This is a genomic window from Rhodoplanes sp. Z2-YC6860 (assembly GCF_001579845.1).
GTDB lineage: Bacteria > Pseudomonadota > Alphaproteobacteria > Rhizobiales > Xanthobacteraceae > Z2-YC6860.
Genome location: NZ_CP007440.1, coordinates 4,736,531 through 4,757,706, shown reverse-complemented (window position 1 = coordinate 4,757,706; position 21,176 = coordinate 4,736,531). Strand labels below are relative to the sequence as shown.

General features: G+C 65.1%; 24 protein-coding genes and 1 tRNA gene. 17 read left to right on the top strand and 8 right to left on the bottom strand.

The window, feature by feature from the left end; translation table 11 throughout:
• Positions 1 to 10: 10 nt before the first annotated feature.
• A complete protein-coding gene (locus tag RHPLAN_RS22115) occupies positions 11 to 436 on the top strand; it encodes a tautomerase family protein (RefSeq protein ID WP_068022011.1) in 426 nt (141 codons plus the stop codon).
• Here the strand turns inward: RHPLAN_RS22115 and lipB are convergent.
• The gene (gene lipB / locus RHPLAN_RS22110) at positions 433 to 1,122 is read right to left on the bottom strand and encodes a lipoyl(octanoyl) transferase LipB (protein WP_442971782.1); all 690 of its coding nucleotides are present in this window, start codon (positions 1,120 to 1,122) and stop codon (positions 433 to 435) included. The two genes, RHPLAN_RS22115 and lipB, sit on opposite strands and share 4 nt — an antisense overlap.
• 89 nt (positions 1,123 to 1,211) lie before the next feature.
• On the opposite strand from lipB, the gene RHPLAN_RS22105 reads away from it, so the two are divergent.
• The 3 genes from RHPLAN_RS22105 to RHPLAN_RS22095 all read left to right on the top strand — a co-directional run bounded on the left by RHPLAN_RS22105 (position 1,212) and on the right by RHPLAN_RS22095 (position 2,980).
• Positions 1,212 to 1,454 carry a FliM/FliN family flagellar motor switch protein gene (locus tag RHPLAN_RS22105; RefSeq protein ID WP_068022008.1) on the top strand — a complete coding sequence of 81 codons (243 nt, stop codon included), beginning with the start codon at positions 1,212 to 1,214 and terminating at the stop codon, positions 1,452 to 1,454.
• A gap of 140 nt (positions 1,455 to 1,594) precedes the next feature.
• Positions 1,595 to 1,679 (top strand) — tRNA-Leu (locus tag RHPLAN_RS22100).
• A gap of 122 nt (positions 1,680 to 1,801) precedes the next feature.
• Complete coding sequence (locus RHPLAN_RS22095) at positions 1,802 to 2,980, top strand: FAD-dependent monooxygenase (RefSeq protein WP_068022005.1); 1,179 nt, start codon at positions 1,802 to 1,804, stop codon at positions 2,978 to 2,980.
• 79 nt (positions 2,981 to 3,059) lie between these two features.
• Here the strand turns inward: RHPLAN_RS22095 and RHPLAN_RS22090 are convergent, their stop codons facing one another.
• Positions 3,060 to 3,836, bottom strand: a complete 777-nt coding sequence (locus tag RHPLAN_RS22090) for a polysaccharide deacetylase family protein (RefSeq protein WP_084246599.1) — start codon at positions 3,834 to 3,836, stop codon at positions 3,060 to 3,062.
• A 152-nt stretch (positions 3,837 to 3,988) separates the two neighbouring features.
• Here RHPLAN_RS22090 and mgtE point away from each other — a divergent pair, with 152 nt between their 5' ends.
• The 7 genes from mgtE (at position 3,989) to RHPLAN_RS40580 (ending at position 11,121) form a co-directional block, all read left to right on the top strand.
• Entirely contained in the window at positions 3,989 to 5,395 is a 1,407-nt protein-coding gene (gene mgtE, locus RHPLAN_RS22085; RefSeq protein WP_068021999.1) for a magnesium transporter, read from the top strand.
• 79 nt (positions 5,396 to 5,474) lie between these two features.
• Positions 5,475 to 7,283 carry a putative bifunctional diguanylate cyclase/phosphodiesterase gene (locus tag RHPLAN_RS22080; RefSeq protein ID WP_068021995.1) on the top strand — a complete coding sequence of 603 codons (1,809 nt, stop codon included), beginning with the start codon at positions 5,475 to 5,477 and terminating at the stop codon, positions 7,281 to 7,283.
• Positions 7,284 to 7,357: 74 nt separating this feature from the next.
• On the top strand, positions 7,358 to 8,530 hold the full coding sequence (locus RHPLAN_RS22075; protein WP_068021992.1) for an isovaleryl-CoA dehydrogenase: 1,173 nt from the start codon (positions 7,358 to 7,360) through the stop codon (positions 8,528 to 8,530).
• Positions 8,531 to 8,654: 124 nt separating this feature from the next.
• Positions 8,655 to 8,999 (top strand): helix-turn-helix domain-containing protein, encoded by a 345-nt coding sequence (locus RHPLAN_RS22070; RefSeq protein ID WP_157100411.1) that lies wholly within the window; start codon positions 8,655 to 8,657, stop codon positions 8,997 to 8,999.
• A 91-nt stretch (positions 9,000 to 9,090) separates the two neighbouring features.
• A complete protein-coding gene (locus RHPLAN_RS22065) occupies positions 9,091 to 9,915 on the top strand; it encodes an aldo/keto reductase (RefSeq protein ID WP_068021986.1) in 825 nt (274 codons plus the stop codon).
• A gap of 177 nt (positions 9,916 to 10,092) precedes the next feature.
• Positions 10,093 to 10,353: a MerR family transcriptional regulator gene (locus tag RHPLAN_RS40585; RefSeq protein ID WP_237180210.1), complete on the top strand. Its 261-nt coding sequence runs from the start codon at positions 10,093 to 10,095 to the stop codon at positions 10,351 to 10,353.
• Between the two features lie 114 nt (positions 10,354 to 10,467).
• Positions 10,468 to 11,121 (top strand): hypothetical protein, encoded by a 654-nt coding sequence (locus tag RHPLAN_RS40580; protein WP_237179888.1) that lies wholly within the window; start codon positions 10,468 to 10,470, stop codon positions 11,119 to 11,121.
• 288 nt (positions 11,122 to 11,409) lie between these two features.
• Here the strand turns inward: RHPLAN_RS40580 and RHPLAN_RS22050 are convergent, their stop codons facing one another.
• From RHPLAN_RS22050 to RHPLAN_RS22040, 3 genes are read right to left on the bottom strand one after another with little or no spacing between them, the layout of a single operon-like run.
• Complete coding sequence (locus RHPLAN_RS22050; RefSeq protein ID WP_068021976.1) at positions 11,410 to 12,147, bottom strand: class I SAM-dependent methyltransferase; 738 nt, start codon at positions 12,145 to 12,147, stop codon at positions 11,410 to 11,412.
• Between the two features lie 28 nt (positions 12,148 to 12,175).
• Complete coding sequence (locus RHPLAN_RS22045; RefSeq protein ID WP_068021973.1) at positions 12,176 to 13,003, bottom strand: 2-keto-4-pentenoate hydratase; 828 nt, start codon at positions 13,001 to 13,003, stop codon at positions 12,176 to 12,178.
• A gap of 3 nt (positions 13,004 to 13,006) precedes the next feature.
• Positions 13,007 to 13,933, bottom strand: a complete 927-nt coding sequence (locus RHPLAN_RS22040) for a beta-propeller fold lactonase family protein (protein ID WP_068021970.1) — start codon at positions 13,931 to 13,933, stop codon at positions 13,007 to 13,009.
• A gap of 72 nt (positions 13,934 to 14,005) precedes the next feature.
• Here RHPLAN_RS22040 and queC point away from each other — a divergent pair, with 72 nt between their 5' ends.
• From queC to RHPLAN_RS22015, 5 genes are read left to right on the top strand one after another with little or no spacing between them, the layout of a single operon-like run.
• On the top strand, positions 14,006 to 14,716 hold the full coding sequence (gene queC / locus RHPLAN_RS22035) for a 7-cyano-7-deazaguanine synthase QueC (RefSeq protein WP_237179887.1): 711 nt from the start codon (positions 14,006 to 14,008) through the stop codon (positions 14,714 to 14,716).
• Complete coding sequence (locus tag RHPLAN_RS22030; RefSeq protein WP_068021967.1) at positions 14,713 to 15,291, top strand: VUT family protein; 579 nt, start codon at positions 14,713 to 14,715, stop codon at positions 15,289 to 15,291. Before queC ends, RHPLAN_RS22030 begins: the two co-directional genes overlap by 4 nt.
• 17 nt (positions 15,292 to 15,308) lie before the next feature.
• A complete protein-coding gene (locus RHPLAN_RS22025) occupies positions 15,309 to 16,010 on the top strand; it encodes a ribonuclease activity regulator RraA (protein ID WP_068021964.1) in 702 nt (233 codons plus the stop codon).
• A gap of 45 nt (positions 16,011 to 16,055) precedes the next feature.
• Complete coding sequence (locus RHPLAN_RS22020) at positions 16,056 to 16,880, top strand: YdcF family protein (protein ID WP_068021961.1); 825 nt, start codon at positions 16,056 to 16,058, stop codon at positions 16,878 to 16,880.
• A 9-nt stretch (positions 16,881 to 16,889) separates the two neighbouring features.
• A complete protein-coding gene (locus RHPLAN_RS22015) occupies positions 16,890 to 17,930 on the top strand; it encodes a quinone oxidoreductase family protein (protein ID WP_068021959.1) in 1,041 nt (346 codons plus the stop codon).
• Between the two features lie 6 nt (positions 17,931 to 17,936).
• Here the strand turns inward: RHPLAN_RS22015 and RHPLAN_RS38485 are convergent.
• The 3 genes from RHPLAN_RS38485 to RHPLAN_RS21995 form a co-directional block, all read right to left on the bottom strand.
• A protein-coding gene (locus RHPLAN_RS38485; RefSeq protein WP_157099989.1) for an IS630 family transposase occupies positions 17,937 to 18,885 on the bottom strand; the annotation gives its coding sequence in 2 pieces (ribosomal slippage) (positions 17,937 to 18,548 and positions 18,550 to 18,885; 948 coding nt in all).
• Between the two features lie 106 nt (positions 18,886 to 18,991).
• A complete protein-coding gene (locus tag RHPLAN_RS22000; RefSeq protein WP_157100410.1) occupies positions 18,992 to 19,582 on the bottom strand; it encodes a hypothetical protein in 591 nt (196 codons plus the stop codon).
• Positions 19,583 to 19,860: 278 nt separating this feature from the next.
• Positions 19,861 to 20,673, bottom strand: coding sequence for a class I SAM-dependent methyltransferase (locus RHPLAN_RS21995; RefSeq protein WP_068021954.1), 813 nt, complete (start codon positions 20,671 to 20,673; stop codon positions 19,861 to 19,863).
• Positions 20,674 to 20,803: 130 nt separating this feature from the next.
• On the opposite strand from RHPLAN_RS21995, the gene RHPLAN_RS21990 reads away from it, so the two are divergent.
• Positions 20,804 to 21,175 carry a hypothetical protein gene (locus RHPLAN_RS21990; protein ID WP_068021950.1) on the top strand — a complete coding sequence of 124 codons (372 nt, stop codon included), beginning with the start codon at positions 20,804 to 20,806 and terminating at the stop codon, positions 21,173 to 21,175.
• Position 21,176: the final 1 nt, after the last annotated feature.

Here is a 21,176-nt window from a genome sequence, read left to right as displayed (position 1 = left end):
GGAGGCTGTCATGCCGCTCATCACCGTCACCTACGCCAGCAACCACGACAAGCTCGCCGCCAAGGCCGAAATCGCGGCCGAGGTCACCAGGCTGTCATCGACCATTCTGGGCAAGGACCCGAAGGTCACAGCTTTGATCGTCCAGCGCGTCGATCCGGAAGACTGGTTCGTCGGCGGCCGCTCGCTGGCCGATGCGGGTCTCGCGAGCTTCTGGCTCGATATCCACATCACCGAGGGCACCAACACCAAGGACGAGAAGGCCCGGTTTCTGGCTGAGACCTTCAAGACCATGGGCCGGCTGCTCGGGCCGCTGCACGAGGAGAGCTACGCCCACGTCCATGAGGTTCGCGGCGATGCCTACGGCTTCGGCGGATTGACGCAGGAGCGGCGCTACATCGCCGGAAAGCTCGCGGTGCCGGTGGCTGCTGCGGCTTAACCCGTGGTCGGCCCGAACACGGCCTCGAACTCACGCCGCAGCATCATGTCGACCTCGGCCATGCTCACCGGCAGACCGAGGTCTGTGAGGCTCGTGACGCCGTAGCGCTGCTCGGACACCCCGCAGGGTACGATGCCGGTGAAGTGCGTGAGCTCCGGCTCGACGTTGATGGCGATGCCATGCAGCGTCACCCATTTGCGGACGCGAATGCCGATCGCCGCGATCTTGTCCTCGAAGCCCGGGCCCTTGTCCGGCCGCCGCACCCAGACGCCGACGCGGTCCTCGCGCCGCTCGCCACGCACGTTGAATGTCGCGAGCGTGCGAATGATCCATTCCTCGAGCGCCGCCACATAGGCCCGCACGTCGGGCCTCCGCCGGTTGAGGTCGAGCATCGCGTAGGCCACGCGCTGGCCGGGGCCGTGATAGGTGAACTGCCCGCCGCGGCCGGTCTGGTGCACCGGGAAGCGCGCCTCGACCAGGTCTTCGGGCTTGGCGCTGGTGCCGGCCGTGTAGAGCGGCGGATGCTCCAGGAGCCAGACCATTTCCGGGGCCGTTCCCGAAACGATCGCCGCGACGCGCTCGTCCATCGCGGCGAGTGCCGCCTCGTAGGCGACCGGCGCGTCGCTGACGCGCCACTCGGCCGGCGGGCCCAAAGGTGCCGCCAAGGCCCGGTCGGGCAGCGTCAAGGCTGAGAGGGATCGCGTGTTAACCACTCATTCACCATACCATGTTGACCATCGGTCTATCGCAGCACGCATGAGCGCTAAGGATTCGAATGGCCCACATCGACAACGTCTCCCTCGACATCGCAGTGGTGTTGGGAGCAACCGACATGCCCGTCCACCAGGTGCTCCGCCTCGGCCGCGGCGCCATTATCGAGCTGGACGCCACTGAGAACGATGAGGTCAAAATCCTCGCCAACAACTTCCCGGTCGCCAAGGGCACCGTGGTGGTCCAGGGCAACCGGATCGCGATCGAGGTCAAGTCGCTGCTGCCGCGCCCGGCCGACAGCCGCTGACCCCAACAGCCAGTCTATATAGGTGAGGGATCGGCATTTTTCGGCTCACAGGGCCGGAAATACCGCCCTTGTATGGCGTGGCCTGATTTGTTACATCGCGCACGCCTTGGCGTTGGCCGGTTCGGCTGGCGTCTTCCTAAGCGGTCATGGCGGAATTGGTAGACGCACTAGCTTGAGGTGCTAGCGGGGCAACCCGTGGAGGTTCGAGTCCTCTTGACCGCACCACTCACTTGAAATCACCCCCGGCGCGCCGTTTGAGCGCAGTCGGGCTGCAGTGCGGCCGGGTCCTAGGCATCCCGGCGCTGTGCTAGGACCGAGCCGATGGCAGTCGGGCTGAACCCTGGAACATGAAGCAGTATCGTATCCTCATCGCCGGTGCGGGCCTCGGCGGGCTGACCGCCGCCGCCTGCCTGATGAAAGCCGGACATAAGGTCGAAATCTACGAGCAGGCCGCGCAGCTCGGCGAAATCGGCGCGGGCATCCAGGTCAGTGCTAATGCCATGCATGTCATGCGGCACCTCGGCATCGAGGACCGGCTGCTGGCCGTCGGGGTGAAGCCCGAAGCCTATGTGTTCCGGCTTCATGACACCGGCGAGGTCATTCAGCGATTTTCCTTGTCCCAGGAAGAGTTACACGGGGCACCTTACACGCAGCTTCATCGTGCCGACCTCCACGAGATCCTCGCGGCTCGGGCCCGGCAGGCCGATCCGGACGTGGTGCGCCTCAACCAGCGGGTGACCGGGTTCACCGAAACCGCGGACGGCGTCGAATTGCATCTGGCCGGCCAGCCGTCGGTCAAGGGCGACATCCTGATCGGCGCCGATGGGGTGAAGTCCGTGGTGCGCGCCCAGATGTTCGGCGCGGCGCCCGCGACCTACACCGGCGACTCGGCGTGGCGGCTTGTGGTGCCGACCAGCCGGCTGCCGCAGGACCTGCTGGAACGGGTCATGTCGGTGTTCATGGGCCCGGAAGGCCACGTGGTCTGTTACTATCTGCGTGAAGGCACGCTGCTGAATCTGGTGGGGTGCGTCGAGACCGAGGAGATCTCGGAGGAGTCCTGGACCACCAGGCGGCCGTGGGCCGAGTTCAAGGCCCAGTTCGAGGGCTGGCATCCGGCGATCCAGGCCATCATCGACGCCGCCGACAAAGACCAGTGCTATCTGTGGGCGTTGTTCAACCGCCCGCCGATCCGCAACTGGAGCACGAAGCGCGTCACGCTGCTCGGTGACGCCGCGCATCCGACGCTGCCATATCTCGCCCAGGGTGCGGCGATGTCGATCGAGGACGGCGCGGTGCTGACACGCGCGCTGGCGATGACGGATTCGATTGCCGATGCGCTGCAGATCTATCAGCGCGCCCGCGTCGACCGGACCGCCAAGATCGTGCTGCAGTCGAGCGCCAACCGCGAGCTGTTCCATCTCAAGTCGGAAGCCGAAATCCGCGCCCGCTTCGCCAAGAAGGACGAGGGCGAGGATCGCAACCGCTGGCTCTATTCGTACAATCCGCTGACCGTCGAATTGGCGTAGCGCCTCGGCCCATTGAACGCCGGCCGGCGAGCCGCCGGGTCCGTGGTGACGGGCTTGCCGGGCGTGTGAAGGGGCGCGCTTAACGCGCCACCACATGGACGATGCGATAGCCTTGCCGCTTCAGATCGCGCAGCAGAGCGGGCAGCATCTTCGCGGTCTGTGCCTGCGTGTCGTGGAACAGCAGGATGCCGCCGTGGGTCTTGGCGAGCCGCTCCAGCACCAGCGTTCGCTCGTGGTCGGGTCGCATCCGGTTCCAGTCGCTCGCCCAGAGGTCGGCGCCGAACACCGTGATGTGGCGCTTGGCGAGGAGCTCAATGAGCGCGGGGCTCGAAGCAAAACCCGGAAAGCGGAAGAACGGCGTCTTGGGCGTTATCTTGGGTGTGCTGCTGCCGCTGCCATAGACCGCCTGATCGATCGCCGCGAAGCCGCGGTCGATCTCGGCCTCGGCCCGCCCGACGCTCATGCGGTTCAAAAGCGGATGCGAGTAGGTGTGGTAGGCGACGGTATGGCCGTCCGTCAGCACCTTCTTGGCGAGCGCCGGATGCGCAGTGGCGTTCCGGCCGAGCATGAAGAAGGTGGCCTTGACGCATTCGTGGCGGAGCGCGGCGAGCACCGCGTCGGTGGTGCCGGGCCAAGGTCCGTCGTCGAAGGTCAGCACGATCTCGTTGGGCTGCAGCGGCAACGTCACTGGAAAATGCTTGCGGCCGACAGCGGGTGTCGTCGCTGGATCGACGGTGAGAACTCGTGCAGTGCCGAGCGCATCCGGATTGCCCGGGCAATCGGCGGCGCTCGCGAGCGCCGGAAGCAGTGCCAGCAGGGCCGCGGCGAGCGCAGGCTGTACGGATTTTCGGATCATCATCGCGCCTTCACTGCAAAATGGGCCGAGCGAAACTCCGAAAGCAAGACGTGCGGTGGTGAAATCGCAGCTTCGCAATTGCCAGCGTTAATGCTGCATCGTAAAAGCCCCGGACAACCCTCCATTCACCGCGTGCGGAGCGGCGTGAAGGCATGCTGGACCTCAAAGACCAGAGCGCAGCCGCACCGGCCGACGAATTTCGCGACGAGGACGGCGCGGTCCGCCCCGGGTTCGTCGAGAAGGTCATCGACTGCATCGAGCGCCGCGACGCCGAGGGTGTCCAGGCGCTCGCCGGCGACCTGCATGAGTCCGACACCGGCGCGCTGATCGAGGCGCTCGATGCCGAAATGCGGCCGCGCTTCGTCGCGCTGATGGGCCGCGAGTTCGACTTCACGGCGCTGACCGAGGTCGACGACACCGTCCGCGAGGAAATCCTCGAAGAGCTGCCGCCGACCACCGTGGCCGAGGGCGTCCGGGAGCTCGATTCCGACGATGCCGCCTACATTCTCGAAGACCTGCCACGCGAGGAGCAGGTCGAGGTCCTGCGCAAGCTGCCGCCGGACGAGCGCGTGCCGCTGGAAAAGCTGCTGCTTTATCCGGAGGAGTCCGCCGGCCGTCGGATGCAGACCGAGTTCATCGCGGCGCCGCCGAGCTGGACGGTTGGCGACGCGATCGACCATCTGCGCGAGACCGAAGAGCTGCCGGACCGCTTCTTCGAGCTCTACGTGGTCGACGACGGCGGCAAGCTGCTCGGCGCCGTGGCGCTCGACCGGCTCCTTCGGACCAAGCGGCCGGTGCCGCTGTCGGAATTGATGGACCCGGACCGCCGCCGGGTGTTGGCGACCGAAGACCGCGCCGAGGTCGCGCGCATGTTCGAGCGTTATAACCTGGTCGCTGCGCCGGTGGTCGACGACGACGAGCGGCTGGTCGGCGTGCTGACGTTCGACGATATCGTCGACGTCATCGAGGAGGAGGCCGACGAGGACATCAAGGCCCTCGGCGGCGTGACCGCGAGCGAAGAGCTTTCGGACTCGGTCTGGACCACGGCCAAGAGCCGCTTCAGCTGGCTGTCGGTCAATCTCGCCACCGCGTTCCTGGCATCGTCGGTGCTCGGCCTGTTCGAAGGGCAATTGGAAAAGATGGTGGCGCTTGCGGTGCTCGCCCCGATCGTGGCGAGCCAGGGCGGCAATGCCACCACCCAAACCATGACAGTCGCGGTGCGGGCGCTCGCCACCCAGGAGCTGACCGATGCCAATGCCTGGCGCGTCATCATCCGCGAGCTGCTGGTCGGCGTCGTCAACGGCCTGGCCTTCGCGGTGATCACGGGTGTCGCGGCCATGGCCTGGTTCAGGATGCCCGGGCTTGGCGTCGTCATCGGGCTGGCCATGATCTGCAACATGGTTGCCGCGGCGCTGGGCGGCATTCTGATTCCGCTGGGCCTTTACCGGCTCAAGGTCGATCCTGCCGTGGCGTCGAGCCCGTTCGTCACCACGGTGACGGACGTGGTCGGCTTCTTTGCCTTCCTGACCATCGCGACGGTCTGGTTCGGCCTGAAATAGCCCGCGCTGACGCCCCGTTAACCAAGCTCCCCTAGGGTTCCGTTCCGGGTGTGTCTGGGGTGAGTTGGACGGCGTTAGCATGAGTATCGCGTTACCCGCCCGGCCGGCGCCCGGGCGCCGGCTGTGGACGCCGCGCCTCGTGGCGACCCTTGCGCTGTTCGTGGTCAGCGCCGCGTTTTTCTGCGGGATCGTCGGCAATGCGCTGGTTCATCAGGCCGATGAGCAGCAGGGGGTGGAGCGACGTGGGGCGCTGCTCGGCGCCATCGAGGACCTGCGCAATTCAGGCGCGGATTTCTATAAGCTCGATCCCCGCCGCATTCAGGCCATCGAACGCACCGCCGGCCTGAAGGATCTGCGCTTCGAGAACGAGCCGGTCGAGGACGAGCGCGAGGTCCAGTCGGTGCTGGACGCCCATGGCCGCATCGTCGGTTGGTTCTCCTGGGTGCCGAATAACACCATGAGCGACGCGCTCGGCGAGCTTCGCCCGCTGGCCGCGCTGACAGCGATCTTCCTGGTGGGCTTTGCCGGCCTGGCGTTCTGGCAGATCCGCCGCACCGTGCGCGATCTCGGCAAGAGCGAGCGCCTCGCGTGGCAGCTCGCTCACGAGGACATGCTCACCGGGTTGCCGAACCACCGCAAGATGATCGAGCTGATCGACGCGATGCTGGCGAAGCGCCATCACGGCGAGGTGGTGACACTGGCGTTCCTCGATCTCGACGGCTTGAAAGACGTCAACGACGCCCTCGGTCACAGCATCGGCGACGATCTACTGCGCGGGATCGCCATGCGGCTCAAGGAAAAGCTCCCGGGCCACGGCGTTTGCGGCCGCTACGACGGCGACGAGTTCGCCGTCGCGATGCGGGCCCCCGACATGGAAGTGGCCGAGAAGGGCATCGGGGCGCTGGTCGCCGAGCTCGCGCGACCCTATTGGATCGACGGCCAGGCGGCGCAGGTCGGCGTCACTGCGGGCCTTGCGCATGTGCCGAGCGATGGACGCAACCGTGAGGAACTGATGCGCCGCGCGGACCTCGCGCTGCGCGAAGCCAAGCGCAAGCAGCGCGGCGGCGTGCTGCGGTTCGCGCCGGCGATGGACGTCGAATTCGACGACCGCCGCTTCCTCGAACGTGAGCTCCGGCGCGCCATCGAAGCCAAATCGCTGGACGTGCACTATCAGGCGATCGTCTCCTCAGACGGCCACCGGCTGCTCGGTGCCGAAGCGCTGTTGCGCTGGACCCATCCGGAGCGCGGCGCCATTCCGCCGAGCCGCTTCGTCGCGGTGGCTGAGCGCTGCGGACTGATGCCGCAGCTCGGCGAGTTCGTGCTGCGCCGCGCGCTGACGGATTTGAAGCGCTGGCCCAGCCTCTACATGTCGGTCAACCTTTCGCCGGTTCAGGTGAAGGCGCAGGGACTGGTCGAGACTGTGGCGGGGCTGCTGAAGGAATACGGCGTGCCGGCGTCGCGTCTGGTTCTCGAAGTGACCGAAGGCGTCCTGATCGACAATCCGGACGAGGCGAGGGCGCGGCTTGCCGGGCTGCAGGGCCTTGGCGTCAAGCTTGCGCTCGACGACTTCGGCACCGGCTATTCCAGCTTGACCTACCTGCAGCGCTTCAAGTTCGACAAGCTCAAGATCGACAAAGGCTTTGTCGACCCGCTGGCGCGCGACACCGAGAGCCAGGCGCTGGTGCAGGCGATCGTCGCGCTCGGCCGCGCGCTCAACATGACCTTGCTTGCCGAAGGCGTCGAGACCGAGGAGCAGCGCGTGCTGCTGCGGCTTGCCGGCTGCAACGAGATGCAGGGCTATCTTTTCGCCAGGCCCACGCCGCGCGAGGCGCTCGACAAGCTGGTCGAGGAAGCCTCGGCCCCGGCGCCCGCCCGCGCCACAGCTTGATTTGCCGCTGACACTCGGCTGCCGCCCCGCCCTATAATGCGGAAAACCGCCACTCATTCCCAAGGAGCGTGCGCATGATCCCCAATGCCTGGCAGGGCTTCGATTTCGGGCTTGGCGAGGACATCGACATGCTGCGCGACACCACGCGCGGCTTCTCCGATGACAAGATCGCGCCGCGCGCCGACGAGATCGACAAGACCAACAAGTTTCCGCGCGATCTGTGGCCGCAGATGGGCGCGCTGGGGCTGCACGGCATCACGGTCGAAGAGGAATACGGCGGCTCGGGCATGGGCTATCTGGCCCATTGCGTCGCCATGGAAGAGATCTCGCGCGGCTCGGCCGCGGTCGGGCTTTCTTATGGCGCCCATTCCAATCTCTGCGTCAATCAGATCCGCCGCAACGGCACCGACGAGCAGCGCAAGAAGTATCTGCCCAAGCTGATTTCCGGCGAACACGTCGGCGCGCTGGCGATGTCGGAGCCGGGCTCCGGCTCCGACGTGGTCTCGATGCGCACCCGCGCCGAGAAGAAGGGCGACCGCTATGTCCTCAACGGCTCGAAGTTCTGGATCACCAACGCGCCCGAAGCGAACACGCTGGTGGTCTATGCCAAGACCGATCCGGGTGCGGGTCCCCGTGGCATTACGGCGTTCCTGATCGAGAAGGGAATGAAGGGCTTCTCCACGGCGCAGAAACTCGACAAGCTCGGCATGCGCGGCTCCGACACCGCCGAGCTGGTGTTCGAGGATTGTGAGGTGCCCGAGGAGAGCGTGCTCGGCCATGTCGGCGGTGGCGTCAACGTGCTGATGTCCGGCCTCGACTACGAGCGCGTGGTGCTCGCGGCGGGTCCGCTCGGCATCATGCAGGCGGCCCTCGACGTGGTCGTGCCGTATCTGCATGAGCGCAAGCAGTTCGGCCAGCCGATCGGTTCGTTCCAGCTCATGCAGGGCAAGCTCGCCGACATGTATGTCGGCATGAACGCCGCCAAGGCCTATGTCTACGCCGTGGCGCGCGCCTGCGACGACGGCCGCACCACGCGCGAGGACGCCGCCGGCGCGATCCTCTATGCGGCCGAGCAAGCCACCAAGATCGCGCTCGATGCCATTCAGTGCCTCGGCGGCAACGGCTACATCAACGACTATCCGACCGGGCGACTGCTCCGCGACGCTAAGCTCTACGAAATCGGGGCGGGCACGAGCGAGATCCGCCGGATGCTGATCGGCCGGGAAATCTTCGAGAAAACCAGCTAATTCGGCCAATGGCCTGCGGTTCTATGGCCGACTCATTCGCTGAATGATCGTTCTGAGGCTGCGCGTTTAATTCATGTTAACCAAATCAGTCCACCTCTCGCTGCAGGAAATGCAGGAGGCGCTCATGCGGGTGCGACTGAAGGCCGACGGACGTCTTGTCGAGATCCTTGCTGACGGCAGCGAGGCCGCGCTGAAGGTGCCGCCGGCCGAAGCCGACAATCGCATTCTGGCGCCATCGATTGCGCCGGACCGGCCGCCGCAGGTCGACGCCGGCTATGCGCGGCGCGTGCGCTCGCAGACGCGGCTGACGCAGGCCGAATTCGCTTCGCGTATCGGCGTGCCGATCGAGACCGTGCGCAACTGGGAGCAGGGCAAGCGCCAGCCGCGCGGACCCGCGCGCGCGTTGCTCAAGCTGCTCGACGAGGCACCCGAGGTCGCCTTCCAGGTGCTGGGCCGCAAGCTGAGCTGAACGCTCAGCAGCCGTGAAAACAGATTGAAGCCGGGTTGGCAGCAACCCGGCTTTTCGTCATTTTACGGCTCCGTTCGAGAGGATGGCCGTAATGACTGCCATTGTTGAATCCCATGGCGCCCGCATTCCGTTGATCGGGCTCGGCACCTGGGACCTGCGCGGCAAGACCTGCGCGAAGATGGTCGAGGAGGCGCTGAAGCTCGGCTATCGCCATATCGACACCGCGGCGATGTACGGCAACGAGGAGGCGGTCGGCGAGGGGCTTCGCGCCTCGGGCGTGCCGCGCGACGAAGTTTTCATCACCACCAAGGTCTGGTCGAGCGATCTGCGCGCCCGCGACTTCGAGCGTTCGGCGCGCGACAGCATCAGGAAGCTGAAATTGCCCAGCGTCGATCTGCTGCTGATCCACTGGCCCAATCCCAGCATTCCGCTGAAGGAGACCATCGGCGCGCTCTGCAAGATGAAACGCGAGGGCGTGGCGCGGCACATCGGCGTCTCGAATTTCACCGTGGCGCTGATCGAGGAGGCTGTCGGCTACGCCACCGAACCTCTCGTCAACAACCAGATCGAATGCCACCCGTATCTCGACCAGGGGAAGCCCATCGCGGCGAGCCGCAAGCATGGGCTGTCGGTCACCGCTTACAGCCCGATCGCCCGCGGCCGCGTGAAGGGCGACGCGGTGCTCGCCCGGATCGGCAAGGCCCACGGCAAGACCGCCGTGCAGGTCTGCCTGCGCTATCTCGTCCAGCACGAGGTGATCGTCATTCCGCGCACCAGCCGCTCCGAACGGCTGACGGAGAATTTCGCGATCTTCGATTTCAAGCTGACGCCGGCCGAGATGAAGGAGATCGCAGGCCTCGCCCATCCCGGCGGCCGTATCGTCGAATGGGGCGGCTCGCCCGAGTGGGACGACTGAGCGGCTTATATTTCCCGAAGCATTCAGCCGAGTTCTGCGGTAAGCCGCAACAGAGACAAGTTGAGCTTCGCAAGGCGTCCGCGAAGTGCCACTTCAAAAAAGTAGGGAACTGTTGACCTGTCCCCTGGGGCAGCCTCGATAAGAGGGGATGAGCAGCGAGCGACGGAGCGAGTCGTGATGTCTTCCAACCGGGTTCTGAATCCGTCCGAAGCAGCGAGGCGGTTGGGCGTATCCACCAAAGCCCTCCGGCTTTACGAAGAGCGCGGCTTGATTGCTCCGGTTCGCACTGCAGCTGGATGGCGGGCCTACGGGCCTGAGCAAATGACCCGGGCCGCCGAGATCGTGGCGCTGCGCAAGCTCGGCTTGAGCCTCGCGCAGATTGCGCGCGTGCAGGGCGGTGAACCCGAGGGCTTGGAGCCTGCCCTGGCTGCGCACTAGGCGGCACTCGAAGGCCGAATTCGCGAGCTTGTCGGCACGGTCGACAAGGTCCGCGGCATTCGGGCCGGCCTCGTCCGTGGCCAGGCACCGGCCTCCGGAGAACTGGCGCGTCTGTTGAAGCCAACCCCGGAGCTCAAAGTCTCTTTTGATCTGCCCTGGCCGTGGGGCGGCGAACAATTCGAGCTCACCGATATTCGGTCGCTTAATTATATCGTTGGTCCCTTGGGCAGTGGCAAAACCAGATTGGCTCTGCGTCTGGCTGAAATTATGCCCAACGCCGCGTTCCTCGGTTTGGATCGGCTGGCTGAGGGCGGAATGGCAGCCCGGGCACGCACCGACGCCGATCCGGCACTCAAATCGCGGGTCGATCAGATCCTGAGCTGGCTGGTGGATGAAGGGGCCTGCGTGTCGGATGCCCTTGTCGCCTTGATCGTCGGTTTGGAAACCGAGGGGCCTGCGACCTTGATCGTCGACATGGCGGAACAAGGACTGGACCATGCCACCCAGGAAGCTCTGAGCGCCCACCTGCGCCAACGGGCCGACGGCCGCCCGATCTTTTTGCTGACGCGATCATCCGTGATTCTAGACTTGTCCGCCGTTGGCTCGGATGAGGCGATTATCCTTTGTCCCGCCAATCATAGTCCGCCGACCCGTGTCGCCCCTTATCCCGGCGCTCCCGGCTACGAGGCCGTCGCGACGTGCCTCGCCTTGCCGGAGGTGCGAGCCCGCACCGAAGGAGTCATCGCCTGGCGCCCTGGCGTCGCTTGAGGTGGAGGTATGAGCATCAGTTGAAGTGACGATCTCGCTTGCAGCAAGCTTCGGCGCTGATGGCAGATCGAAGATCAGCCGCGCGAGATGCGTGAGCGCCGGCGCGGGGCTGTCCAGCACGAGGTGATCGTCATTCCGCGCACCAGCCGCTCCGAACGGCTGACGGAGAATTTTGCGATCTTCGATTTCAAGCTGACGCCGGCCGAGATGAAGGAAATCGCAGGCCTCGCCCATCCCGGCGGCCGTATCGTCGAATGGGGCGGCTCGCCGCAGTGGAACGACCGAGGCTCAGCCTGCGTCCCGCTCCGCGGCGACGAGCAGGAACATCGGGCGCTCGCGCTCCTCGGCGAGCTCCGGCGCTGCTGCGATCTGGGTCTCGCTCGGACCGAAGTCCTCGATATGCCGGATGGCGAATCCGTTCCGGATGAGGAGATTGAGCGTTGTGCCGAGCGTGCGATGGTACTTGAGGACACCCTCGACAAACCAGTTCGTCCGGCGCGGGCCCTCCATCTGGTAACTGTCGACCGGCCAGGTTTTGCGGCCTTTCGCGTCCGTGATCCAGCCCGGCCGGCGCGTCGCCATGTAGATCGGATGCTCGATCGAGAAGACGAAGTGCGCGCCGGGCACGAGCGCACGATGGACGGTCGCAAACAACCTGCCGAGGTCCTCGATGTAATGCAGCGCAAGGGAACTGTAGGCGAGATCGAAGCCGGCCTTGGGTAGATTGAGCTCCTCCAGATCCATGCGCTCGTAAGTGATCGCTGCATCCTGCGTCTCTGCCTTGGCCCGCGCCAGCATCTTTTCGGACACGTCGAGGCCGAGCACATGCGTTGCGCCAGCATCTCGCGCCCAGCGGCAGAACCAGCCGAAGCCGCAGCCGAGGTCGACCACGCGAAGCCCCGTCATATCGGGGAGGAGAGCCCGGAGCGCCGGCCATTCCGGGGCGCCGGCGAGCCCTTCGGCCGAGCGGGGAAGCCGGCTGTAGCCGGCGAGGAAGGTGGGATCGTCGTAGATATTCTGTGCCATGTGGCGGTCCTACCGATGCGCCGGATCGTTAGCGCATGGTCTCGCTGAATTGCAGGGCGAGGCCGCGAAGGCCGGGCACGCTGTAATCCGACGACCAGGTTTCGCCTGGCGCCACCGGCCACGCATCCGTGATGGTGCCGGTGGTGACGATCTCTCCCGCGGCGAGCTTCGGCGCCTGCGGCTGGTCGGCGATCAGCCGCGCCAGATGCGTGAGCGCCAGCGCCGGACTGTCCAGAACGTTCGCGCCGACGCCCAGATCGACCATCGTGCCGCCGCGCGACAGCGTCACGGCGCAAACCGGCAGCGTGGCGGCCAAGGCGGTGCGGTTCTGTTCCGTCACCATCAGCGGTGCGCCGACCACCAGCGCGCCGTGCAGCCCGAACGCCGCGGTGCAATCGGCGGCGGTGAATTTCCAATCCGGGAAATGGCTCTGCACAATCTCGAATCCTGGCGCGATCCATTCGGTCGCGGCCAGCACCGCGAGCGCATCGTCGACGGGCGATACGGGTGCTTTGAGCTTGAACACCACCTCTGGCTCGATCCGTGGCTGCACAAACGGGTTGAGATCAAGCGTAGCGCGACCGTCCTTCGCGACGTGCACCGTATGCGACCAGACATGCGCCCACATCGGCTGATGCACGCCGTAGCGCGGCCAGATGGTGCGGTTGGTGAAACCGATCTTGCGGCCGACGGAGTGCCAGCCTTGCGCCCGCCGCCGGGCCTCGATGTCGGCCAGCACCGTGTAGCCGTCGGCGACGCTGAAATCCGGAGCGTCGGCCGTTATCGGCTTCAAAGTGGTCGCCGTGTCGTAAGCCGCAATCAGCCGGTCGGCGATGCTGGTGAGGTCCTTTGCCATGCGTCAGAAGAATGCCATCGACTCGCAGCCGGTGCCGCACTTGAAACTCGACTTATGCCGGCGGTTCGGGATGTCGATCACATGCACCGAGCCGTCGCCCTGGCACGGCACGAACAGTTCGTCGCCGTGGAACGCCATGTCCATCGGCTGGCTGCCGACTTTGATCGCGGTCTGCTCCTTGAATGACGGATCGATCAGGCTGACGGTGTTGCTGTTGAGGCTGGTGACACCGAGCAGACTCCAGTCCGGCGCGTAGCGCGCGATCTGCGCGGCCTTCGGCACGGCCTTCAGTCGAATTTCGTCTCTGACGCGCTCGTTCGCGGTGTCGATCAGGAATAGCGCCGGCTCGGCGTCGTCGACCGCGATCACGGTGCGGCCGTCCGGCGAGATCGCAATGCCGGCGAGCGGGCGAGGGGTCGCAATCTTGCCGGTGAGCTTCCGCGTCTTCAGGTCGATCACCGATACGGTCGCGTCCTCCTCGTTCTCCGTGTAGAGCCGCGAGCCGTCCGGCGCGATGATCAGCCGGTGGCCGTTGGTCGAGCCGGAATCCAGGGCTTCGACCACCTTGTTGGTGCCGGGATCGATCACCACCACCTTGGCGCTGTTCTCGCAGGTGATGTAGATCATCCGGTCGGGGCCGAGTTTCAGCGTATGGGGCGCGATGTAGGGCCGCAGATCGATGGTGCCGACATGGGCGCGCTGATGCAGGTCGAAGATGCAGAGGAAGTGCTGCGGGTTGGGATTGCGGCCATGAACGCCGTCGCCGAAGATCGGCACATAGGCGAGGCTCGTTTCCGGCACCACCAGCAGTTCGTGCACGGTGCGGGGAAAGCCGTCGATGGTGATTTGCGTTTCGTAGGTCTCCGGGTCCAGAAACAGGACCTTGCCGCCCATCTTGTCGACCGCGATCAGCCCGCGCGCCTTGGCCATGACGTATTGCTCCCGGTATATGCGGAAATTCTAGCGCATCTTCGCGCCGAAAGAGCAACGTAGTCATCCTTCATGGATATGAGCCCGACCACTGCGCTGGTGCTGTTTTCCGGCGGCCAGGATTCCACCGTGTGTCTCGCCTGGGCGCTGGAGCGCTTTGCCCGCGTCGAGACCGTCGGTTTCGACTATGGCCAGCGCCATGCGGTGGAGCTTGCAGTGCGGCCGCGAATCCGCGAACGGCTCGCGGCGCTGAACTCGGATTGGGCCGCGCGGCTCGGCGACGACCACGTGGTCAAGCTCGATGCGCTCGCCGCGATCTCCGACACGGCGCTCACCCGCGACATGCAGATCGAGATGGCCGACAGCGGCCTGCCGAACACCTTCGTGCCGGGCCGCAACATCATCTTCCTGACCTTTGCGGCGGCGCTCGGCTATCGGCGCGGCGCCAACGATCTCGTCGCCGGCATGTGCGAGACCGACTATTCAGGCTATCCGGACTGCCGCAACGAGACCATGAAGGCCATGCAGACCGTGCTCCGGCTCGGCACCGAGCGGCCGTTCGTGGTTCATACGCCGTTGATGTGGGTCGACAAGGCCGCGACCTTCGCCATGGCGAAAACCATCGGCGGCAGGCCGCTGCTTGATTTGGTCCTAGAGGAGACCCATAGCTGCTACCTCGGTGACCGGAATCATCGGCATGACTGGGGTTTTGGCTGCGGCACATGCCCGGCGTGCCGGCTGCGGGCGGATGGCTACGCCCGTTTTATTGCGGAGACGACATGAGCAACGACAAGCGCCGGCGGATCGAGGGCATCGCCTTCCTGATCGCGTTCGGCCTCACCATTCCGGTGGCGAACTGGATGATCGGCAACGTCGGGACGGTCTGTCCGCCCAACGGCCCGTGCCTCCTTCCGGTGTTTCCGAAGGTCCACGACGTCGCGCTGATGGCGCCGTCCGGTGTCTTGATGATCGGCGTGGCGCTGGTGCTGCGCGATCTGGTGCAGCGGCGGCTCGGCGTCGTCTATTCGGCGAGCGCGGTGGTGCTGGGCGCGGTGCTGTCGTCGGTCTATTCGCCGCCGTCGCTGGTGCTGGCTTCGGCGCTGGCGTTCCTGCTGTCCGAATTCGCCGACATGGCGGTCTACACGCCGCTCGCCCGGCGCGGGCTGGTCAGCGCGGTGGTGGCCTCGAGCGCGGTCGGCCTCGTGGTCGACTCCATCATCTTTCTTTGGCTCGCCTTCGGCTCGCTGGAGTTCCTCGCCGGTCAGGTGGTCGGCAAGGCATGGATGGTGCTGCTGTCGATTCCGTTCGTCATGGTTTTGCGCCGCCGCGACGAGCGGCTCGGCCTGATGCCTGCCTAGAATCAAGAGGCCTCACGATGAGCAATGCCTTCGAGCTCCTGCGCCACGTCACCACGGCGACCATCACCACCATGCTGCTCAAGAAGGGCATCCGGCATTGCTGGATCAAGGGCGCGATGCCGCTCGTGCCCGGCGGGCAGCGCCTGGTCGGCAAAGCTTTCACGCTGCGCTTCGTGCCGGTGCGCGAGGACCTTGCGACGCCGGAAAGCTGGGGCAAGCCGATCTCGACGCGGGCCGCGATCGAAGCCATGCCCGAGGGCTGCATCGCCGTCGCCGACGCGATGGGCGTCACCACCGCGGGCATCTTCGGCGACATCCTGGTGATGCGCATGGCGCGGCGGAAGGTGACGGCACTCGTCACCGACGGGGTGATCCGCGACAAGGCCGGCTGCCTCAAGGCCGACATGCCGATCTACTGCCAGGGCACCGCGGCGCCGGCCTCGGTCAATGGGCTGACTTTCGTCGGCTGGAACGAGCCGATCGCCTGCGGCGGCGTCGCGATCTTTCCGGACGACGTGATCGTGGTCGATGACGACGGCGCGGTGGTGATCCCGCAGGCCCTTGTCGATTTCGTCGCCACCGAAGGCTGTGAGCACGAACGCTACGAGACCTGGGTGGTCAGCGAGGTCGAGCGCGGCGTGGCGCTGCCGGGACTTTATCCGCCGAACGACGAGGCCAAGGCGCGCTACGCGGCCTGGAAGAAACAGCAGGGCCTGTAGCGGACGTTCATCCCGCCAGCGACAGGAAATCGGCAAGGAAACCTGATGTTCTTTTTGCTGTCCAAGGTCCTGGCCTTTCTGACCATCCCGTCGAACATCGTTCTCGGCATCGGCATTCTCGGCATGCTGTTGTTGTTGACGCGGTTTCGCCGCGCGGGCGTCCGGCTCATGGTCGCCTGCCTGCTCATCATCCTCGTGATCGGCATCTTGCCGATCGGCCGCGGGCTTATTGCTCTGCTGGAAAACCGCTTTCCACCCGGCAACGAGGCCGGTGCCGAGATCACCGGCATCATCGTGCTGGGTGGCCCGATCGACAACCGCATGAGCGCGGCGCGCGGCATGATCTCGGTCGGCGGCGACGTCGAACGGCTGATCGAGGGCGCTGCGCTGGCGCGCCGCCATCCGGCGGCGAAGCTGGTCTTCACCGGCGGCAATCCAAGCCTGGTTCACAATGATCCGCCGGAATCGTTTTTCGCCGTGAAGCTGTTCGAGCAGCTCGGCGTGCCGGCATCGCGCATCACGGTGGAAGACAAGTCACGCAACACCGACGAGAACGCCGTCTTGAGCAAGCGCCTGGTCGATCCGAAGCCCGGCGAGCGCTGGCTTCTGGTGACGTCGGCGGTTCACATGCCGCGCGCGGTCGGCGCGTTCCGAAAGGCCGGGTTCCCGGTTGAAGCGTATCCAGTCGATTGGCACACGCTGCCCGGTGCCAAAATCTGGTTCGTGCCGCGCTACCTGCTCAATGGCATCGGCACACTCGACTCCGTGTCCCACGAACTGGTCGGGCTGTTCGTCTACTGGATCACCGGGCGCTCGTCCGAGCTGTTTCCGGGACCGCTGCCCGATGCCAAACCGAACGGGCCGGCTTGAAGGAGCGGTATGAAAGCGATCGTCATTCGCAACTACGGTCCGCCGGACGTCCTCAAATACGAGACCGTGCCCGATCCCGAGCCTCGCCTTGGCGAGGTGCGCATCCGCGTCCATGCCGCGACGGTCAACCGCGTGCTCGATGTGAGCCTGCGTGCCGGCAAAGAAGGCCATCGAGGCGCGGCGCTTCCGCTCATCCCCGGCGTTGATTGTGCGGGCGTGGTCGATGCGGTCGGGCCGGGCGTGATCCAATGGCGCAAAGGTATGCGGGTCGCTGCCGCCGGCATCATGCCGCTCGACATCTGCCCGGAGGTGGACGTTGGCTATAGCGGCCCGACCGGCATGATGGGGATCAAGCGGCCCGGAGGCTTTGCCGAGCTGGTGACGGTGCCGTCCTGCGCGGTGATCGCATTGCCCGACGGGCTCGATTTCCACCATGCCGCGGTCGTGACGCGCCACGTGCCGACCGCCTGGAACCTGCTGTTCAATGTCGCAGGCCTCAAAGCGGGCGAGACGGTGCTGATCATGGGCGCCGGCGGCAATCTCGGGTCGATCGGAATCCAGATCGCCAAGCACGTGATCGGTGCGAAGGTGATCGCGGTCGCGGGCTCCGAGGATCAAACGCAGCTCGGCCTCGAGCTCGGCGCCGACCACGCCGTCAACTACAACACCACGGACCTCACCGCCGAGGTCCTGAAGCTCACCGGCGGCAAGGGCGTCGATGTGCTCTACGACAACATCGCCAATCCGAAGGTGCTGCCCAAGGCGTTCCTCGCGCTCGGCATGCGCGGCCGGCTGGTGACCGCGGGCGCCCATGGCGGCCCGAACGTGACGATCGATTTCTCGCACCTCTATCACAAGAACATCATCATCCGCGGCATGCCCGGCTATCATCCGCCCGACGTGCCGAAGTGCCTCGCGGCCGCAGCGGCGGGCAAGATCAAAACGCAGATCGAGCGCGTGCTGCCGCTGTCGCAAGCCGCCGAGGCGCACCGGCTGGTGGAGTCGGGCGAGTCCCTCGGCAAGATCGTGCTCGACCCGACGCTGGGCTAGAGCGGTTCACAATTTGACGGAAGCGTATCCGGCGTTTGCGAAGTAGTTGCTGCATTCGCGGGGGCCTATGGTTGTGACGAGGCTGCCGATTTGGCGCCAGACATCGTCGATGGTGCGCCTTTGAGCCATGCGCATCCAATGTTTGATCTTGGCGAAGGCCTGCTCGATCGGATTGAGGTCCGGCGAGTAGGGCGGCAGGTACCAGAGCCTGGCTCCGGCTGCTCTTATGATCTGTCGCAGCACGGCAGCCTTGTGGCTTCCGAGGTTGTCCATGACGACAATATCGCCGGCCTTCAGTGCGGGAACGAGTTGCTGCTGGACATAGGCTCGGAAGCACTCGCCGTTGATCGGGCCATCGAACACGCAAGGGGCTGTGAGGCCGTCGTGGCGGAGCGCGCCGAGGAAGGTCAGCGTCCGCCAATGACCATGCGGCGCGTAAGCTCGCAGGCGATCGCCCTTGCGTCCCCATCCGCGCAGTGGGGCCATGCTGGTCTTGATCCAGGTTTCGTCGATGAAGACCAAACGCCGTGGATCGAGACCGGCCTGCCAGGATCGCCAGCGCTTTCGTCTGCGGGCGATGTCGGCCCGGGCCTGTTCAAGCGCGAACAGTGTTTTTTTTGAACCGCAGGTCTTCGCGCCGCAGGAACAGCCACACGGCATTGTGCGAGACCTTTACCCCACGCGCGGCAAGTTCGTCCTTCAGCCCATGCAGGGTCAGATGCGGGGTCTGTCTGATGCGCTCCAGGATGAAGGCCCGATGCGGATCGAGCACCGGCTTGCGATATCCACCCATCTTGCTCGGCGACACTGAGCCAGTCGTCCGATAGCGCTGAGACCACTTCACCACCGACGACACCGCCACGCCGAACCGCGAAGCCACCGTCCGGCAGCTCTCACCGTTCCGCACCGCCGCAACGACACGCTCACGCAGATCATTGGACAGAGGTCGGGTCATGAGCTGCTGGCCTCCAACCCAGCCAGCAGCTTGAATCACAATTCGAAGCCCAGCGGAATCCCCAGCGATTCAGAAAAGAAGTGAACCGCTCTAGGTCGCGTTGTGCTCAAAGCATGCCGGGCAGGGTTTTTTCCAGACTCTGGTTCACGAGCGTCCGGATTCCATCCCTGATCTGGGCGCTTTGCACGGCGGCCTGTGGTGTCTCCGGCCACCATGTCTTGTCGACGCGGCGGGTCAAACCGCCGACGCCGGTGAGCACTGATGCCAGAGTCGTCTCCGTGCGCGCGACTTCGGTTTTCAGAACCGCGAAGGTGTTGCCGTCATAAATCCTGATGGCGAAGTGGGCGAAAAGATAGTAGCTGCCCATCAGTTCGGCGCCGTACGAAACGATGCCCAGACCGAACAGCGTCTGGTTGGTGTTGGAAAACGCCGCGCCGGTTCGGTACACCGAGATGGTCAAATCGCACTTGCCGGATGCGCGCGCCGCTGCCGCGACCGCTTGATCCCATTCCGCGGTGGTGTTGCGGAACAGCCCGCCGCCAGGACTTTCCAGTGCAGCGAGCGTGGCCTTCGGAAAATTGATACGCCGCACCGTAAACCGGTTGCCCAGCACCGTACCCACCTTGCGAACGATGAGTTCGTCGATACCCCATGAATCGACTGCGATCTCCTCGAGGCCATTGCCGAAGACCATCACACCGATTTTCTTGACGTCGAACTTGTGACCGACAACGGGAATGAGGCAAACGCTTTTGCTGGCAGCGCGGGAGGGTGGGGCGGCTTGTTGTCCGAGCGCCGCAGACGAGAAAAACAACGTCAGAAAAAAGACAATGGCACCGCGCATCTATCCCTCACCAAGTCCCCAGCCGATATTCGCGATTTTTGCGCGAAAATTTTCGCATGACACGCGCAAAGATGGCAATGGCTGATCAGTCGCCCGACCCGACGTTGACGTGGCGGAGCCAACCGCCAAGCTTACGCCGTCGCCGTGATCACGAGCGCGCGGATGCGCCCTTTGATCGGGCCGCGGCCGAAGCGCCGCTCCAAAGCGGCAGCCGCGTGGTTGGTCGCGTCCTCCAGCCGCGACGCGTCGCGCGCCTCGATCTCGTTCCGCCACGGCGTGCCCTGGCAATAGGCGATCGCGGCATCGAGCGGCGAGGCGGCCGGGCTGACTGCATCGACAGCGTCGATCGTGACTTCGGTGAAGCCGGCTGCCGCAAGCGCGTCGCGGATGGGTTGCGGCTCGTGATAGCCGTGCGGCGTGCGGGCCATGAAGCGCGGGGGATCGGCGGGAAAATACAAGGCGAGCGCCTTTATGATCTCATCGGCAAAATCATTTTCCGAAATCTTGTCCCACACGTTGAAAACGTACCGGCCGCCCGGCTTGAGAACACGGCGGGCTTCGCCGAAGGCCCGCACCTTGTCGGGGAAGAACATCGCGCCGAACTGGCAGACCACGACATCGAATGAGTCGGCTTCGAATGGCAGATCCTGCGCGTCGGCCGGCCGCCAGCTCAGCCGCGCGTCTCCGGTGAGCTTCGCCTTGTTGTAGTCGAGCATCGGCAGGTTCAGGTCGGTGACGACGATGCGGGTTGCGGCAGGAAGGCTCGCCGCCATGGCCCGCGTCACCACGCCGGTGCCGGCTGCGATTTCAAGAATGTTCTGCGGTTTGAGCGCCTGCACGCGCTGGGCAATATCGTGTGCGTAGGGCTCGAAAATCAGCGGGACCATCAGCCGGTCGTACATCTCCGGGATTGATCCTGCGAATTGCGTGTCGCTTGCCGGCATCACGGGCCTCCCGATTGCGAGCCGGCTCATGATACGCGCTGCGGGCTCATCTGGCAGCCGCTTGATCCCGCCGCGGCAGGCCTTGAAAGGAGGGGTTGAACCCTCAGCCGTTCCGAGGCGACCAACGAGGATGCAAGGGATCGATGTATTTTTTGCAGTGCTTTCGGTCATCGCGGCGGCATGCGCTGCGAGCTACCTTTGCATATTTCTCTATCGGCCCGCAGCCTTCCGGTTCTCTCTGACGGAGCTCGATGCGCTGGTTTGGTACAAGCGCGTGCCTGGCAAGGTTTACCTCGGGTTCGCGCTGTGGGGGCTGGGGTTCATGGTTTTCAAAGCGCTTGAATCGGCGCTGTGGTGGATGCCGGGGACAGTCTGGATCGATGATTCATACCGCCCCGTTTCCTGGGTGGTGGCCATCGCGATCGGTTTTGGCGGCGTCAATTTTGCCGCAAGCAAAATGGAAGACATCGCTCGCAAGGCAGCATCGAAAAACGAAACGTAGT

Bases quoted from the DNA above. Each gene is read 5' to 3' on its own strand.
- RHPLAN_RS22115 (WP_068022011.1), top strand. From the start codon at position 11: ATGCCGCTCATCACCGTCACCTACGCCAGCAACCACGACAAGCTCGCC.
- RHPLAN_RS22105 (WP_068022008.1), top strand. From the start codon at position 1,212: ATGGCCCACATCGACAACGTCTCCCTCGACATCGCAGTGGTGTTGGGA.
- RHPLAN_RS22095 (WP_068022005.1), top strand. From the start codon at position 1,802: ATGAAGCAGTATCGTATCCTCATCGCCGGTGCGGGCCTCGGCGGGCTG.
- RHPLAN_RS22090 (WP_084246599.1), bottom strand. From the start codon at position 3,836: ATGATCCGAAAATCCGTACAGCCTGCGCTCGCCGCGGCCCTGCTGGCA.
- mgtE (WP_068021999.1), top strand. From the start codon at position 3,989: ATGCTGGACCTCAAAGACCAGAGCGCAGCCGCACCGGCCGACGAATTT.
- RHPLAN_RS22080 (WP_068021995.1), top strand. From the start codon at position 5,475: ATGAGTATCGCGTTACCCGCCCGGCCGGCGCCCGGGCGCCGGCTGTGG.
- RHPLAN_RS22075 (WP_068021992.1), top strand. From the start codon at position 7,358: ATGATCCCCAATGCCTGGCAGGGCTTCGATTTCGGGCTTGGCGAGGAC.
- RHPLAN_RS22070 (WP_157100411.1), top strand. From the start codon at position 8,655: ATGCGGGTGCGACTGAAGGCCGACGGACGTCTTGTCGAGATCCTTGCT.
- RHPLAN_RS22065 (WP_068021986.1), top strand. From the start codon at position 9,091: ATGACTGCCATTGTTGAATCCCATGGCGCCCGCATTCCGTTGATCGGG.
- RHPLAN_RS40585 (WP_237180210.1), top strand. From the start codon at position 10,093: ATGTCTTCCAACCGGGTTCTGAATCCGTCCGAAGCAGCGAGGCGGTTG.
- RHPLAN_RS22050 (WP_068021976.1), bottom strand. From the start codon at position 12,147: ATGGCACAGAATATCTACGACGATCCCACCTTCCTCGCCGGCTACAGC.
- RHPLAN_RS22045 (WP_068021973.1), bottom strand. From the start codon at position 13,003: ATGGCAAAGGACCTCACCAGCATCGCCGACCGGCTGATTGCGGCTTAC.
- RHPLAN_RS22040 (WP_068021970.1), bottom strand. From the start codon at position 13,933: ATGGCCAAGGCGCGCGGGCTGATCGCGGTCGACAAGATGGGCGGCAAG.
- queC (WP_237179887.1), top strand. From the start codon at position 14,006: ATGGATATGAGCCCGACCACTGCGCTGGTGCTGTTTTCCGGCGGCCAG.
- RHPLAN_RS22030 (WP_068021967.1), top strand. From the start codon at position 14,713: ATGAGCAACGACAAGCGCCGGCGGATCGAGGGCATCGCCTTCCTGATC.
- RHPLAN_RS22025 (WP_068021964.1), top strand. From the start codon at position 15,309: ATGAGCAATGCCTTCGAGCTCCTGCGCCACGTCACCACGGCGACCATC.
- RHPLAN_RS22020 (WP_068021961.1), top strand. From the start codon at position 16,056: ATGTTCTTTTTGCTGTCCAAGGTCCTGGCCTTTCTGACCATCCCGTCG.
- RHPLAN_RS22015 (WP_068021959.1), top strand. From the start codon at position 16,890: ATGAAAGCGATCGTCATTCGCAACTACGGTCCGCCGGACGTCCTCAAA.
- RHPLAN_RS21995 (WP_068021954.1), bottom strand. From the start codon at position 20,673: ATGCCGGCAAGCGACACGCAATTCGCAGGATCAATCCCGGAGATGTAC.
- RHPLAN_RS21990 (WP_068021950.1), top strand. From the start codon at position 20,804: ATGCAAGGGATCGATGTATTTTTTGCAGTGCTTTCGGTCATCGCGGCG.